This is a genomic window from Pseudarthrobacter oxydans (genome assembly GCF_034258515.1).
Lineage (GTDB): Bacteria > Actinomycetota > Actinomycetes > Actinomycetales > Micrococcaceae > Arthrobacter.
The window spans coordinates 2,773,042-2,787,594 of sequence record NZ_CP139438.1 but is presented as its reverse complement, the minus strand read 5'-3'; the positions used below and the strand labels follow the sequence as shown (position 1 = coordinate 2,787,594).

The 14,553-nt window shown below is 68.1% G+C and carries 14 protein-coding genes; 12 read left to right on the top strand and 2 right to left on the bottom strand.

Going from position 1 to position 14,553, the window contains the following annotated elements:
- Window positions 1-49 precede the first annotated feature (49 nt).
- The 8 genes from SMD14_RS12570 (at window position 50) to SMD14_RS12535 (ending at window position 9,433) form a co-directional block, all read left to right on the top strand.
- On the top strand, window positions 50-1,753 hold the full coding sequence (locus tag SMD14_RS12570) for a hypothetical protein (RefSeq protein WP_321213848.1): 1,704 nt from the start codon (window positions 50-52) through the stop codon (window positions 1,751-1,753).
- A gap of 53 nt (window positions 1,754-1,806) precedes the next feature.
- Window positions 1,807-2,778, top strand: a complete 972-nt coding sequence (locus SMD14_RS12565; protein WP_321213847.1) for a tetratricopeptide repeat protein — start codon at window positions 1,807-1,809, stop codon at window positions 2,776-2,778.
- Window positions 2,778-3,875 (top strand): NADH:flavin oxidoreductase/NADH oxidase, encoded by a 1,098-nt coding sequence (locus tag SMD14_RS12560; RefSeq protein WP_321213846.1) that lies wholly within the window; start codon window positions 2,778-2,780, stop codon window positions 3,873-3,875. Before SMD14_RS12565 ends, SMD14_RS12560 begins: the two co-directional genes overlap by 1 nt.
- A gap of 125 nt (window positions 3,876-4,000) precedes the next feature.
- A complete protein-coding gene (locus tag SMD14_RS12555) occupies window positions 4,001-4,822 on the top strand; it encodes an ABC transporter ATP-binding protein (protein ID WP_157241844.1) in 822 nt (273 codons plus the stop codon).
- Window positions 4,804-6,375 carry a transporter gene (locus SMD14_RS12550; RefSeq protein WP_321213845.1) on the top strand — a complete coding sequence of 524 codons (1,572 nt, stop codon included), beginning with the start codon at window positions 4,804-4,806 and terminating at the stop codon, window positions 6,373-6,375. Before SMD14_RS12555 ends, SMD14_RS12550 begins: the two co-directional genes overlap by 19 nt.
- Before the next feature lie 21 nt (window positions 6,376-6,396).
- Window positions 6,397-7,179, top strand: coding sequence for a glucosamine-6-phosphate deaminase (gene nagB, locus SMD14_RS12545; RefSeq protein ID WP_321213844.1), 783 nt, complete (start codon window positions 6,397-6,399; stop codon window positions 7,177-7,179).
- Window positions 7,180-7,310: 131 nt separating this feature from the next.
- Window positions 7,311-7,652, top strand: a complete 342-nt coding sequence (locus SMD14_RS12540; RefSeq protein ID WP_139029610.1) for a DUF3039 domain-containing protein — start codon at window positions 7,311-7,313, stop codon at window positions 7,650-7,652.
- Complete coding sequence (locus SMD14_RS12535) at window positions 7,652-9,433, top strand: DEAD/DEAH box helicase (protein WP_321213843.1); 1,782 nt, start codon at window positions 7,652-7,654, stop codon at window positions 9,431-9,433. Before SMD14_RS12540 ends, SMD14_RS12535 begins: the two co-directional genes overlap by 1 nt.
- Window positions 9,434-9,455: 22 nt before the next feature.
- Here the strand turns inward: SMD14_RS12535 and SMD14_RS12530 are convergent, their stop codons facing one another.
- A complete protein-coding gene (locus tag SMD14_RS12530) occupies window positions 9,456-10,094 on the bottom strand; it encodes an isochorismatase family protein (protein WP_157241847.1) in 639 nt (212 codons plus the stop codon).
- Window positions 10,095-10,103: 9 nt separating this feature from the next.
- Window positions 10,104-11,432: a nicotinate phosphoribosyltransferase gene (locus SMD14_RS12525; RefSeq protein WP_321213842.1), complete on the bottom strand. Its 1,329-nt coding sequence runs from the start codon at window positions 11,430-11,432 to the stop codon at window positions 10,104-10,106.
- 262 nt (window positions 11,433-11,694) lie between these two features.
- Here SMD14_RS12525 and clpS point away from each other — a divergent pair, with 262 nt between their 5' ends.
- The 4 genes from clpS to SMD14_RS12505 all read left to right on the top strand — a co-directional run bounded on the left by clpS (window position 11,695) and on the right by SMD14_RS12505 (window position 14,553).
- A complete protein-coding gene (gene clpS, locus SMD14_RS12520; RefSeq protein ID WP_157241848.1) occupies window positions 11,695-12,078 on the top strand; it encodes an ATP-dependent Clp protease adapter ClpS in 384 nt (127 codons plus the stop codon).
- Complete coding sequence (locus SMD14_RS12515; RefSeq protein WP_321213841.1) at window positions 12,071-12,637, top strand: DUF2017 domain-containing protein; 567 nt, start codon at window positions 12,071-12,073, stop codon at window positions 12,635-12,637. Before clpS ends, SMD14_RS12515 begins: the two co-directional genes overlap by 8 nt.
- Window positions 12,638-12,742: 105 nt before the next feature.
- Complete coding sequence (gene murI / locus SMD14_RS12510) at window positions 12,743-13,759, top strand: glutamate racemase (protein WP_321213840.1); 1,017 nt, start codon at window positions 12,743-12,745, stop codon at window positions 13,757-13,759.
- Window positions 13,756-14,553, top strand: coding sequence for an MBL fold metallo-hydrolase (locus SMD14_RS12505; RefSeq protein ID WP_321213839.1), 798 nt, complete (start codon window positions 13,756-13,758; stop codon window positions 14,551-14,553). The genes murI and SMD14_RS12505 overlap by 4 nt, the downstream gene beginning before the upstream one ends.

Below are 14,553 nucleotides of genomic sequence, written 5' to 3'. Positions count from 1 at the left end.
CCGGGCCTTCGATAACAAAACGGATACTATTGAAAGGAAACCCCCGCTGATGATAGGTGTTCCCTTGCGTTTAAAGACTGCAGTCGCACTCGTGCTGCTCGGCCTCCTGACACTTCTGGCCGGCATCGGCCAGAGAACCATCTGGGCCCCCTCCGAGACTTTTACGGCCGCCGCTCCGGTGGATGCTGCCGAGGCCCCGCTGACCGTGATCGACCAAAACCTGCGCACCCTTCACGGCGGGACCGTCAAGATCAAGATCGAGGGCGACGGCAACTTCCTCCTGGCAGCGGGCCGGCCGGACGACGTGGAGGCGTGGGTGGGCCAGACTGCGCACAACACCATCACCGGCGTGTCCGGGGACGAGAAGTCGCTGCTGGTTGAACACGCCGACGGCGAAGCCACCGCGCCCAACCCGGCCGGCTCGGACCTCTGGGTTTCCACCGAGAATGCGAGCAGCGAGCTTGAATACTCGTGGACAGCACCGGCGGACGGCGACTGGACCCTCCTGCTCGCCTCCGACGGAACCAAGCCGGCGCCGGCCACCGTTTCCATGACGTTCCCCAACGACACGTCCACCCCGTGGGCCATCCCGCTGATCATCCTCGGCTCGCTGCTGATCCTGGGTGGAATCGCCCTGGCCCTGCTCTCCGCCCGCAAGCGCAACGGCGAAGGCGACGGCAAGGGCAGCGGCTTTGCGCAGCGCGCCCGGGCCCGCAATGAGGCACGGTCCTCGCGGGTAACCATGGCGGCCGCCGGAGTAGTGGCCGTTGCCGTCGTGGCCGGAACCGGTGCCGCCGCCAGCGCCACATCGCCGGCGCCTTCCCCGGATCCGTCTTCCGCAGCTTCGCCTGCCGCGCAGGGGCAGTCCGGTCCGCCCGTCCTGCTGGATGCCCAGTTCCGCAGGATCCTGGAACAGGTTTCCAGCGCCGTTGACGCCGGCGATGCCGCAAAGGATGCGGCCAAGCTCGCGGACCGCGTGGGCGGCACTGAGCTTGAGGTCCGCACCCAGAATTACAAGATCCGCTCCCAGGTGGGCTCCTACGAGCCCCGCATGCCGGTCCGCTCCACCAAGCTGCTCACCACCGTGGTGACCAGCGACCGCGAGTGGCCGAGGTCCGTTATGGCGGTGACCCAGGGCGACGGCAACGTGGTGCCGCAGCTGCTGACCTTGGTCCAGCCCTCTCCGCGCGAGAACTACAAGCTGGTGGAAACCAACCCGCTGCAGCCCGGAACCACCTTCCCCACCATCAACCGGGACGGCACGGAGACCCTGGCCGCGGGAGACAAGACCGGCCTGCTCTACAGCGGCGAGGAGGCCATGTCCGGCCTTGCCGACCGACTGACCACCGCTGAGTCCGCCTACAAGGACAAGCTCGTGGAAGGGGAGTCCTCGCCGTACATTGCGGACACCCTGTCCTACCAGGCCGAGGTGGTGAAGGCCGGCGAGAACGGCAACTTCTCCTTCACCCACAAGGTGGCTCCGGAAAATACGGTTGTTTTCCGGACGGCTGACGGCGGCGCCCTGGTCCTGGGCCGGATCAACTTCGGCTTCGAGGGAACCCCCAAGGCCGCAGGTGACAAGCTCACCATTGGTGACGATGCCGCAGCCCTGGCCGGCGGCAAGGAAACCACCACCGGCATGGTCCTGACCTTCGCCGAGTCCGTGGCCGTGTACGTGCCGCCGGCAGGGTCAACCGACCCGATGAAGCTCGTCGCTGCGACCCGCGGACTGACGGGGGCCAGCTTCAAGTAACCCCGGTTCCTTCAGTAGCCCCGGCAGCGGCCGGAGTGGCTAGAGTGGAAAGCATGAGTTCGCCAGCTTCCCGCCCAGTCCCTCCTGCCGCTGCCAACCTGCTTAACCTGCGCGGCGCCGTCGACCTTTCCACGCTGAAGCAGCGCCCCGCGTCCCCGGCCGGGACCGGAACGCCGCAGGGCGGAGCCCCCGATGCTCCTGGCTCGCCGGAACTGAAAGTCAACGTCACCGAAGGCAATTTCCAGCAGCTGGTGGAGCTGTCAGCGCAGGTGCCGGTTGTTTTTGCGCTCTGGGCCTCCTACTCGCCGGAGTCCGCAACCATGCTGGACGTCCTGGAGCGGGTGGTGGCAAGCTACGGCGGCCGCCTGGTCCTCGGCGCCGCGGACATCGAGGCGTTCCCGCAGTTGGCCCAGGCCTTCCAGGTGCAGGCCGTGCCCACCGCGGTGGCCGTCCTCAAGGGCCAACCCGTACCGCTCTTCCAGGGAGGCGCAGACGAACAGCAGGTCCGCAGCCTCTTTGACGAACTGCTGAAGGTGGCTGCGGCGAACGGCGTGACCGGCAGCCTGGGTGCCGGTGCCGCTGAAGACGACACCCCCGCGCCCCTGCCGCCGCTGCACCAGGCGGCTTTTGACGCCATCGAGGCGGGGGACTACGCCGCAGCAGCCGATGCCTACCGCCAGGCACTGACCGAGATGCCCGCGGACCACGAGGCGAAGGCCGGCCTGGCCCAGGTGGAGCTGATGGCCAGGCTGCAGCCGCTCTCCGCGCAGGACAGCGAAGACCTGCGGGCGCTGGCGGCCAACGAACCGGACAACCTTGAGGCGCAGCTGGGCGTGGCGGACCTGGATGTGGCAGGCGGCCACGTGGAGGATGCGCTGAACCGGCTGGTCACCTTCATCGGCAGGAACTTCGGCCCGGAACGTGAAACTGCCCGCGTCCGCCTGCTGGAGCTGTTCGACGTGGTGGGGTCTGCGGACGAGCGGGTGGGCAAGGCGCGCCAGGCACTCGCGAGGGTCCTCTTCTAGTGCCGGCACTGTTCCAGCCGCTGAAGCTCCGGGGGCTGGAGCTCCAGCATCGGGGCTGGGTCTCACCCATGTGCCAGTACAGCTGCGATCCCGACGACGCCCCCGGCGTGCCGAACGACTGGCACCTGATGCATTTGGGGTCCTTCGCGGCCGGCGGCGCAGCGCTGATCCTCACCGAGGCAGCGGCCGTCAACGCCGAGGGCAGGATCAGTCCCCGGGACGCCGGGCTCTACAACGACGCACAGGCCGAGGCCTGGCAGCGGATCACGTCCTTCGTGCACCGCCACGGCCCGGCGGAGGCCAAGATCGGCGTGCAACTCGCCCATGCCGGCAGGAAGGGATCCACCTACTGGCCGTTTTCCGGCAGGCAGGGCAGCGTACCGGAGTCCGACGGCGGCTGGACCACTGTGGGTCCCTCGGCATCGGCTTTTGACGGCTATGCCGTTCCCGCCGCGATGACGGAGGAACAGATCCGCGGCGTCATCGGCGACTTCGCCGCGGCTGCCGGACGTGCCCTGGACGCAGGCTTCGACACCATGGAAATCCATGCCGCCCACGGGTACCTGCTCCATCAGTTCCAAAGCCCGCTGATCAATACCCGCGACGACCAGTGGGGCGGGGACGAAGCCGGCAGGAACCGACTGATGCTCGCCGTGGTGGACGCGGTACGGGCGGTCATTCCGGAGTCCATGCCGCTGCTCCTGAGGATCTCCGCCAGCGACTGGGCGGACGGCGGTGTGGACCTTGCCGCTTCCGTGCGCCTGGCCCGGCAGGCAGCCGAACACGGGGTGGACCTCATCGACGTTTCCAGCGGGGGTGCCGTGGCTCATCAGCACATCAAGGCCGGCCCCGGCTACCAGACCGGGTTTTCCGCCGCCATCCGCAAGGAAGCCGGAGTGGCCACCGGGACCGTTGGCCTGCTCACCTCCGCCGGGCAGGCAGAACACGCCCTTGCCACGGGACAGGCTGACGGCGTCCTCATTGCCAGGGCAGCGCTGCGGGACCCGCACTGGTGGCTGCGGGCCGCCTTCGAACTGGGCCACGACATTGCGTGGCCGCCGCAATACGAACGGGCCGTTCCCCGGCATTCATTCTGATGTCCGGCTCGATGGAGGCCCGCCGGCAGCACAAAGGCGCAGCTGGATAAGGGGCGTCGCCACGCCTTGGTTACTCCTCCTGCGGGAGGACCCCGAAGGGGTGGGCTGAGGGCTACGCTGGCTTCATGACTGCTCCGCAACCCGAGCCGGCGCTGCCACCGGACCCGGCCGCGCTTCCCGGCCCTGCGGCACACCTGCCTGCCTTGTCCATCAGGGGCCTGGCCAAGCGCTTCGGCGGCAAAATCGCCGTGGACGGCATCAGCCTGGACGTGCCGGCAGGTTCCTTCTACGGGATTGTGGGCCCCAACGGTGCCGGCAAGACCACCACGCTGTCCATGGCCACCGGCCTGCTTCGCCCGGACTTTGGCACAGCGGTGGTCCATGGCGTGGACGTGTGGCAGCGGCCGCTGGAAGCCAAACGGCTAATGGGCATCCTTCCGGACGGCGTGCGGCTGTTTGACAGGCTGACCGGGGAACAGCTGATCACCTACGCCGGGCTGCTGCGGGGAATGGACAAGGATGTCGTGGCCACGCGCGTTGCGGACCTGCTCGCGGCCATGGACCTCCAGGATGACGCCGGCACACTGGTGGTGGACTACTCCGCCGGCATGACCAAGAAGGTCGCGCTGGCCTCCGCCCTGATCCACGCGCCCCGGCTCCTGGTCCTGGATGAACCCTTCGAGGCGGTGGACCCCATCTCGGCGGCCAACATCCGCTCGATCCTGGACAAGTATGTTGCCTCCGGCGGCACCGTCATGGTGTCCAGCCACGTCATGGACCTGGTCCAGCGGATGTGCGACCACGTGGCAGTGGTGGCCGGCGGCCGGCTGCTGGCTGCGGGAACGGTGGACGAGGTGCGCGCCGGGGCAACACTTGAGGACCGGTTCGTCCAGCTGGTTGGCGGCCGCAGCCACACGGAGGGCCTGGAATGGTTGCGCACCTCCTGAGGCTCAAGCTCACCCTGCTGCGCAACGGCCTGCGCCGCAGCCCCTTGCAGCTGGTGGGCATGGCCTTCGCCGGACTGTATGCGCTCGGCCTGGTGGGCATGCTGGTGGTGGTCCTGGTACTGCTGCGCAACGCGCCGCACGATCTCGCCTACGCCGCCGTGGTGCTGGGCGGGTCCGCTGCCATCGTGGGCTGGGGAATCGTGCCGGTGGTGGCGTCGGCAACGGACATGACGCTGGACCCTGCGCGCTTCACAACCTTCGCCATCCCCATGAACCAGATGCTGGCGGGACTGGCCCTGGGCGGCCTGATCGGAATTCCCGGGCTCGCAACGTCCCTCGTTGCCCTGGCTACGGTGGTGACGTGGTCCCGGGCGGTCCTTCCCGCGCTCGCTGCCTTCGCCGGAGCAGTGCTGGGGGTGATGACCTGCGTGGTCATCGCCAAGGTGGTCACAACGGCGACGGCAAGCCTGGCAGCGTCACGGCGCTTCAAGGACATCAGCGCCGTCGCCTTCATGGTGCCCCTGGTCCTGATGGGACCCATCGTGGCCGGGGTAGGCCAGGGCATCTCCTCGTCCGCCGGATTCCTCCCCGGCTTTGCCCGGATGCTGTCCTGGACGCCGCTCGGAGCCCCATGGTCCATTGCCGGTGACGTCGCCGCCGGCGAGCCAGGCGCGGCAGCCCTGAAGCTGCTCCTGTCCGCGGCAACACTTGCCGCCCTGGCGTGGGCCTGGAAGGTCCTGCTGGAGCGGGCGCTGGTGACTCCTCCCTATGCGGGAAGCGGGAAGAGGAAAGGCGGCAAGCTGGGACTTGTGGGGGTCCTGCCCGCGGTCCCGGCCGGGGCGGTGATGGCCAGGTGCCTCACGTACTGGTTCCGGGACCCGCGGTATTCGGGCTCGCTTGTGGTGATCCCGTTGCTTCCCGTGGTGCTGCTGTTCCAGGGCAGCCAGACCGGGGATTACACCAGCCTGGCTTTCCTCGCCCCGATGTCCGCGTTCATCCTCGCCTGGTCCATCTCCGCCGATGTGTCCTATGACAACACCGCGTTCGCCCTCCACCTGGCCACGGGCGTCCGGGGCGTGGCGGACCGGCTGGGCCGTGCCCTGGCCTGCCTGGCGTTCGCACTGCCGGTGGTGCTGGTGTTTGCGCTGGGGTACTCCGCCTTCACGGGGGACTGGGGTGCCCTGCCCGGCCAGCTGGGCCTCAGCCTGGGCGTCCTGTTCACCGGCCTGGGCCTGTCTTCGGTTGTCTCCGCACGCTACACCGTGGCCGTTCCCTTGCCGGGCGACAGCCCGTTCAAAAAACCGCCGGGCAATGTGGGGCAGACCCTCGCGGTCCAGTTCGGCGGACTGGTGCTCCTGATGGTCCTGGTCCTGCCGGAGGCCGGGCTCCTGGCCGCCCAGCTGGTCACCGGCAACCGGATCTTCGGCTGGATCAACCTTGGCGCAGGGACGGCCCTGGGCCTGTGCCTGTTCGTGGCAGGCGTGCGGCTGGGCGGAAAATGGCTGGATGCCCGCGGTCCCGAGCTCTTGGCCCAAGTGGCCGTCAACCGCTGAAAAACTTCGGAAAGGAAGAGCATGGAAGTAGTCATCCTCAACGGCAGCAAACAGATCGGTAAGCTCGCCGCTGACGCCATCGAGGAACTCCTGCGGCGCAAACCGGGTGCTGTCCTGGGCCTGGCAACGGGCTCGTCCCCGCTGCCCGTCTACGATGAGCTGGCCGCCCGGCACGACCGGGACGGCCTGGACTTTAGCCGGGCGCACGCATTTGCCCTGGACGAATACGTGGGCCTTCCTGCCGGCCATCCCGAGTCCTACCGCGAAGTCATCCGGCGTGAATTCACCAACCGGGTGAACATCTCCCCGGAGAACGTGCACGGACCGGACGGGACAGCCGAGGACATTCCGGCGGCCTGCCGCGCCTACGAGGAAGCCATCAGCGCCGCCGGCGGAATCGACCTGCAGCTCCTGGGAGTGGGGACGGACGGCCACATCGCGTTCAACGAACCGGGGTCCTCCTTCACCTCCAGGACCCGCATCAAGAGCCTCGTCGAGCAGACACGCCGGGACAACGCCCGGTTCTTCAACAGCCTGGCCGAGGTCCCGCACCATGTCCTCACCCAGGGCCTCGGAACCATCATGGAGGCGCGGCATGTCATCCTGGTGGCAACGGGCGCGCGCAAGGCCCAGGCGGTCCGCGACTTCGTGGAGGGTCCCGTCTCGGCCATCTGCCCGGCGTCGATCCTCCAGTTCCATCCGCACGCCACCGTCCTGCTGGACCAGGCCGCCGCCTCGGCGCTGAAGCTGGCGGATTTCTACCGCCACACCTATGACAACAAGCCCGCCTGGCAGGGCCTCTGACCACCGGCTGGCCGCTGGCTGACCGCGGGCCGGCAGCCAGGGTGCCCGGCGGAAAAGTACGACGGCGGCCGGTTCCGGGCGGCGCGGCGGCAGCGTCCGGCGTCGAACGTGGCCCCGCTCGAACGGCTAAGATGGTTCGCATGACTAGCATGACGGACCCTCTCGAGAACGACCCGATGCGCGAGCTTTCCGGGGCTGGATCGTCCACAGCCACCATTGAGCGCGAGGAACTGCGCCAGGAAGTGGAACCCGGGGACCGGGAGCGCTTTTCGCACTATGTGCGCAAGGAAAAGATCATGGAGTCCGCGCTGACCGGGGAGCCCGTCATCGCCCTGTGCGGCAAGGTCTGGACGCCGGGCCGGGACCCGCAGAAATTCCCGGTGTGCCCGATGTGCAAAGAGGTCTATGACGGCCTCCGCCCGGGCAACGACGGCGGCAAGGGTCCCGGAGGGGACTCGGGCAACAACAAATAGTGACGGAGACGCTCTTTGGCGGCCCCACCCTGCCTCCGGCTTATCCGGAACGCGCAGCCTGGGGAACCGCCCCGAAACTCCGTGCCTGGCAGCAGGAAGCGCTTGACCTCTACCTGAGCAACAGCCCCCGTGATTTCCTCGCGGTAGCAACCCCCGGCGCCGGCAAGACCACCTTTGCCCTCCGGGTGGCCTCCACGCTCATCGACTCCGGCGCCGTGAACAGGGTGACCATCGTGGCGCCCACGGACCACCTCAAGCGGCAGTGGGCGGATGCGGCGGCCAGGGTGGGAATCGCCATCGACCCCAACTTCAAGAACTCCGACGGCCAGCACGGCCGCGGCTTCATCGGGGTGGCCGTCACGTATGCCCAGGTGGCCAGCAAGCCGCTGCTGCACCGTGCCAAGACCGAGGCCGCCCGCACCCTGGTGATCCTGGACGAGATCCACCACGGCGGCGAGGCCCTGTCCTGGGGCGACGGCCTGCGCGAGGCGTTCGACCCCGCAGTGAGGCGCCTCTCCCTGACCGGTACGCCGTTCCGCTCGGACACCTCGCCCATCCCGTTCGTCGAGTATGCCGAGGACCGGGACGGGATCCGCCGCTCCAAGGCCGACTACACCTACGGCTACGGCAACGCCCTGCGGGACCACGTTGTCCGCCCGGTGATGTTTATGGCCTATTCGGGGCAGATGCGCTGGCGGACCAGTGCCGGTGAAGAGATGGCGGCGTCGCTGGGGGAGGCCGCGGTGACCAAGGACATCACGTCACACGCCTGGCGTACCGCCCTAAACCCCGCAGGCGAGTGGATTCCGGCTGTCCTGGCCGGTGCGGACAAGCGCCTCAGCGAGGTCCGGCGGACCGTCCCCGACGCCGGCGGCCTGGTGATTGCCACTGACCACGAGGACGCGCGCGCGTACGCCGGGCAGCTCAAGAGGATCACCGGGGAGTCGCCCACGGTCATCCTTTCCGACGACGCGAAGGCGTCGAGCAAGATCGAGGAATTCACCGCCAGCGAGAAACGCTGGATGGTGGCGGTCCGGATGGTGTCCGAAGGCGTTGACGTGCCCCGGCTTTCCGTGGGCGTGTACGCCACATCGACTTCAACGCCGCTGTTTTTTGCCCAGGCTGTGGGGCGTTTCGTGCGTGCCCGCAAACGCGGGGAAACGGCGTCGGTCTTCCTGCCCTCGGTGCCGCAGCTGATGGCCCTGGCCAACTCCATGGAGGCGGAGCGGGACCATGCCCTGGACCGCCCCGAGAAGGAAGACGGGGACGGCCTGTTCAATCCCGAGGACTCGCTGATGGCCGAGGCCAACCGCGAGGACAAGGCGTCGGACAGCCTGACCAAGGGCAAGTTCGAGGCCCTGGATTCACAGGCGTCCTTTGACCGTGTGCTGTTCGACGGCGGCGAGTTCGGCACGGGCGGCGAAGTGGGGTCCGACGACGAGATGGACTTCCTGGGCATTCCCGGGCTGCTGGACGCGGAGCAGGTGGGCACGCTGCTGCGGCAGCGCCAGCATGAGCAGCTGAACCGCAAGAACCGGAAGGCTCCCGCGGCGGCCGAAACCCCGGCGCCGGCCGTCCCGGACCACCGGATGCTGATGGACCTCCGGAACGAGCTGGCCAAGAACGTGGCCGCCTGGTCTGCCCGCACGGGGACCCCCCACGGCGTGGTGCACACCAAGCTGCGGACGGTGTGCGGCGGACCGCCCGTTGCCCAGGCAAACGAGGAGCAGCTGCAGTCGCGTCTGCGGAAGCTCCAGGACTGGTTCATCGGCCGGAAGTAGCGGCCGAAGCCGCCAGGGACACTCAGGCGACGTCTACCCCGCCGAGTTCCATTTCGGCCACCGCGTCCTCCAGGTCCTCCGCGATCCCCGCGGTCAGGGACCGGAGGACGGTGACCGAGTAGCCTGCCTGGACGGCGTCCAGGGCGGTGGCCATGACGCAGTAGTCGGTGGCGATTCCCACCACCACAACGTCCTCGACGTCGTGGCTTTGCAGCCAGTCATCCAGCCCGATAGCGTCCTCGTCCGGGGCGAATTTTTCCTCGCCTGCCGGTCCGGGCAGGGCCCCGGGCCGGCGTTCCCCGGTGGGCACTGCGTCTTCAGGGGCCAGCAGGCCCTCGAAGCCGGAGTAGGCAGCGGCGAACTGGCCTTTCTGGAAGTACGCCTGGATGTATTCGGTGTCGAGGTCCGGATGGAGTTCGGCGCCCCGGGTCCCGGCCACGCAGTGCGGCGGCCAGCTGTCCTTGAAGTCCGGTGTGTCAGAGAAGTGGGCGCCCGGGTCGATGTGCCAGTCCTGGGTGGCCACGATGTGGTCGAACTCGCCGTGGTGGGCGTCCACGTATTCGCTGATGGCGCCGGCAACGTCCGCACCGCCGGACACGGCGAGCGAGCCGCCTTCACAGAAATCGTTCTGGACGTCGACGATGATCAGTGCGCGGGACATCAGTCCTCCTCAGTTGTCTTCATAGAGAGTCGGGATGGCGGCTTCACCGCGCTGCAGGCGGTTAACCACCGGGGGGAGTTCCGCCATGGAATCAGCATGGCGCTGGCGTGCGCGAAGCACCCCTTCATGGCCGGTCCAGCCCGGCATCACCTCGCCGTTCTTCATGAACTGCTGGAGCAGCGGGCGGTCATTGCCGTCATCCTCGGGCCGGTGCCCCACGCCCACCACTTCGGCAGTGGCGATGCCGCGTTCATCCAGCTTGCGCAGCGCGTATTTGCGGCCGCCCACACTGGCCTTGTTCTTGGCCGCCTTGGCGACGGAGACGAAGTTTCCGTCATCGTCCGTGCGGCTGACCAGTTTGTAGACCATGCTGGCGGTGGGTGCGCCCGAGCCGGTGACCAGCGAGGTGCCCACCCCGTAGGAATCGACCGGGGCGGACTGCAGGGCCGCAATGGCGTACTCGTCGAGGTCGGACGTGACCACGATCTTGGTGTTCTCGTTGCCGAGGTCGTCCAGGAGGCGGCGCACCCACTGGGCCTGCGCAACCAGGTCCCCGGAATCCAGGCGGACCGCTCCCAGCCGGGGACCGGCAAGGTCCACTGCCGTGCGGACGGCCGCTTCGACGTCGTACGTGTCCACCAGCAGGGACGTATGGTGCCCGAGGGACGCAATCTGCGCCTCGAACGCGTCGCGTTCGGTGTCGTGCAGGAGGGTGAAGGAGTGGGCGGCGGTGCCCACCGTCTTGATCCCGTAGCGGATGCCGGCCTCGAGGTTGGAGGTGCTGTCGAACCCGGCAATGATGGCCGCCCTGGCGGAGGCGGTGGCCGCTTCCTCGTGGGTGCGCCGGGAGCCCATCTCGATGCAGGGCCGGCCTCCGGCGGCACTGACCATGCGGGACGCGGCAGAGGCGATGGCGCTGTCGTGGTTCAGCACGGACAGCAGGTAGGTCTCCAGCATGCAGGCTTCGGCGAAGGTGGCTTCGACGATCAGGATGGGGGAATTGGGAAAGTACGCTTCACCCTCCGGGTAGCCCCAGATATCCCCGGAGAAACGGTAGGAGGCCAGGTATTCGAGGGTCTGGGCATTGACTACCTTGGTGCGCTCCAGGAACTCCAGCTCCGCTTCCCCGAAACGGAAGTTGGCGATGCCCTCAAGCAGCCGTCCGGTGCCGGCCACGATCCCATAGCGCCGGCCGTCCGGCAGGCGGCGGGCGAACGCCTCGAACACCGATTTGCGGTGCGCGGCCCCCGAGTGGAGCGACGCCTGCAGCATGGTCAGCTCGTAGTGGTCGGTGTAGAAAGACGTGCGGGGATGGTCCCAGCCGGCGGAGGTACTCACGAAAGTTACTCTAGTCCCCACCGGCTCCCGCGTCTCGCTCCGCTTCGCCGCGGGGCCCTCGCCGGCGTGGGCCCACCCACCGGCTCCCGCGTCTCGCTCCGCTTCGCCGCGGGGCCCTCGCCGGCGTGGGCCCACCCACCGGCTCCCGCGTCTCGCTCCGCTTCGCCGCGGGGCCCTCGCCGGCGTGGGCCCACCCACCGGCTCCCGCGTCTCGCTCCGCTTCGCCGCGGGGCCGGGCCCATCATCCCCATAGAATGGATAGATGACCATAAGCGTTGCGCCCGGCCCCGATACACGGGAGGGCACCCGGACCGGAACAGCGGAATCCACCGATTCCCTGACGGCACCGGACATCCCCTGGAACCTGGTGATCTGGAACGATCCCGTCAACCTCATGAGTTATGTGAGCTACGTTTTCCAGAGCTACTTCGGCTACTCGGAGAGCAAGGCGAACAAGCTCATGATGGAGGTCCACAAGAAGGGCCGGTCCATTGTTGCCTCCGGCAGCAAGGAGCAGGTGGAGCGCCACGCGGTGGCGATGCACGGTTTTGGCCTGTGGGCGACGGTGGAGAAGGCCAGCGGCGGGAACGGCGGCAGCACCCGCAAATCCGGCGGACCGGGCCAGGGCAAGGGGAAACGTGGCTAAGGCATTCAAGTACGGACTCAAGGGCATTACCGGCTATCTTGAGCCTGCGGAGCGGGACCTGCTGCGCAGCCTGATCAGTGACGTCATTTCCATGCTGCAGCCGGAGGAACGGACGGGGCAGGATCCGCTGGCTGCCCTGATCGGCCTGGACATGGACGTCGCCGAGCCTTCGGACCGCGCCGTTAAGCGCCTCCTTCCCAACGTCATGAAGGACGACGCCGGCGCGTCCCTTGAGTTCCGCCAGCTCACCGAGCGGTCGCTGCGGGAGACAAAGATCGGCGCCCTGCAGGCGGCCGCCCTGGACCTGGACAAGGACGAGATTGTGCTGACGCCCGAGGGGGCGAAGCACTGGTCCATGGCGCTGAACGACGTCCGGCTTGTCCTGGCCGAGCGGCTGGACATCCAGGATGAGGAGGATGCCGAACATGTCCACCTCATGCAGGACTGGTCCCAGGCGGAGGACGTGGAAAGCTACCTGGCGCTGGTCTACAACTTCGCCACCTGGCTCCAGGAATCACTGGTCCAGGCCATGCTGCAGTCCCTGGACGCGCGCCGATGAGCGGCGCAGGCCGGTCTCCGTCCCCGTGCTGTGACACACCAGACATGAGCTGCTGGCCACAAGATCACCGCCGGGGCTGCAGGGAAGCCCTATCCTCGAATAATCATGAGTAGAGCCTCGAGCATTGATCCGCCGGCAGGCGCTGCAGCCGGGTCCGCCGCAAGCGACATCCCTGCCGCCGCCGTGGAGTCACGGCCCATCGGTGTCTTTGACTCCGGCGTGGGCGGCCTGACGGTGGCACGGTCCATCATCGACCAGCTGCCCAATGAGTCCATCCTCTACGTAGGGGACACGGCGCACGGGCCCTATGGCCCCCTGCCCATCGCGGAGGTGCGGGCAAACGCCCTCGGTGTGATGGACGAACTCGTGGACTCCGGCGTCAAGCTGCTCACCATCGCCTGCAACTCGGCGTCGGCCGCTGTCCTGCGCGACGCCCGGGAGCGCTACACGGCCAAGTACGGCATCCCGGTCATCGAGGTCATCCAGCCGGCGGTGCGGCGTGCCGTTGCCGCTACCCGCAGCGGACGGGTCGGCGTGATCGGCACCTCCGCCACGGTAGGGTCCCGGGCCTACGAGGACACGTTTGCCGCGGCTCCCGACCTGGCGATCACCTCGGTGGCGTGTCCTGAGTTCGTCAGCTATGTGGAGGCCGGCGTCACCACCGGACCGGCACTTCTTGCTGTTGCCGAGGAGTACCTTGCACCCCTCAAGGCGGCAGGCGTGGACACGGTGGTCCTGGGCTGCACGCACTACCCGCTGCTCACGGGGGTCATCTCCTACGTCATGGGAGCGGACGTGACCCTCGTGTCCAGCGCCGAAGAGACCGCCAAGGACGTCTACCGCGCCCTGGCCACCCACGGTCTCCAGCGCACGGACGCCACGCCCCCGGAACACCACTTTGTGGCCACCGGCGATGCCGGCCAGTTCGAGGCCCTGGCCAGGCGGTTCCTTGGCCCGGAAGTGCTCTCCGTCCGGCACGTGGACCATGTGTCCGCGCAGTACCCCACCGGCAGCCTTGCCCGGATCACCCCCGAGATGATCGCTGCCGCCCAGGGCGCCGCCGCCCGTCCGCGGATCTCCAACTTCGTTGGGACGTCAGTGACCGGGGGGCCGGGCCAGTGAAGCTCACCATCGTCGGCTGTACCGGTTCCTTCCCCGGCCCCGGATCGCCCGCATCCTGCTACCTCCTGACCGCGAACGACGGCGAGCGGACCTGGAAAGTGGTCATGGACCTGGGCAGCGGCGCACTGGGTGCCATCCAGCGGTACACGGACCTCGAGGACATCGACGCGATCTTCCTGACCCACCTGCACCCCGACCACTGCATGGACCTCTGCGGCCTGCACGTGGCCGTCCGCTGGAAGCCCGGCGGCTGGGGCCGGGGACGGATTCCGGTCTGGGGACCGGCCGCCACTGCAGACCGGATGGCCACCGCGTACGGGCTGCCGCTGGACCCTGGCATGCATGAGGAATTCGACTTCACCAACTGGGCCGAACGCCAGCCGGTCACCGTGGGTCCCTTCACTGTGACCCCCTTTGCCGTGAACCACCCCGTGGAGGAGGCCTACGCCCTGCGGGTGGAAGTGGTGGAACCGGACAAGGAAGGCAACACCGTCTCCCGGACCCTGACGTACTCCGGTGATACCGATTCCTGCGCCGGGCTTGAGGAAGCCGCGAAGGACGCAGACCTCTTCCTGTGCGAAGCTGCATTCGAGGAAGGCCGCGACGACGGTATCAAGGACGTCCACCTCACCGGCAAGCGTGCGGGGGAGGCCGCCGCGGCGGCGGGGGCACGCCGGCTCCTGCTGACGCACATTCCGGTATGGACGTCCCAGACCACCGTGATGGCCGAGGCCCGGCCGGTGTTCGGCGGCGATGTTGCGGTAGCGGTTGCCGGCGTCCACTACACCATCTAG

Excerpts from the sequence above, each read along its gene's own strand:
- murI (WP_321213840.1), top strand. The coding sequence starts at position 12,743 with ATGAGTAGAGCCTCGAGCATTGATCCGCCGGCAGGCGCTGCAGCCGGG.
- SMD14_RS12540 (WP_139029610.1), top strand. The coding sequence starts at position 7,311 with ATGGTTCGCATGACTAGCATGACGGACCCTCTCGAGAACGACCCGATG.
- SMD14_RS12530 (WP_157241847.1), bottom strand. The coding sequence starts at position 10,094 with ATGTCCCGCGCACTGATCATCGTCGACGTCCAGAACGATTTCTGTGAA.
- SMD14_RS12565 (WP_321213847.1), top strand. The coding sequence starts at position 1,807 with ATGAGTTCGCCAGCTTCCCGCCCAGTCCCTCCTGCCGCTGCCAACCTG.
- SMD14_RS12555 (WP_157241844.1), top strand. The coding sequence starts at position 4,001 with ATGACTGCTCCGCAACCCGAGCCGGCGCTGCCACCGGACCCGGCCGCG.
- SMD14_RS12550 (WP_321213845.1), top strand. The coding sequence starts at position 4,804 with ATGGTTGCGCACCTCCTGAGGCTCAAGCTCACCCTGCTGCGCAACGGC.
- SMD14_RS12570 (WP_321213848.1), top strand. The coding sequence starts at position 50 with ATGATAGGTGTTCCCTTGCGTTTAAAGACTGCAGTCGCACTCGTGCTG.
- nagB (WP_321213844.1), top strand. The coding sequence starts at position 6,397 with ATGGAAGTAGTCATCCTCAACGGCAGCAAACAGATCGGTAAGCTCGCC.
- clpS (WP_157241848.1), top strand. The coding sequence starts at position 11,695 with ATGACCATAAGCGTTGCGCCCGGCCCCGATACACGGGAGGGCACCCGG.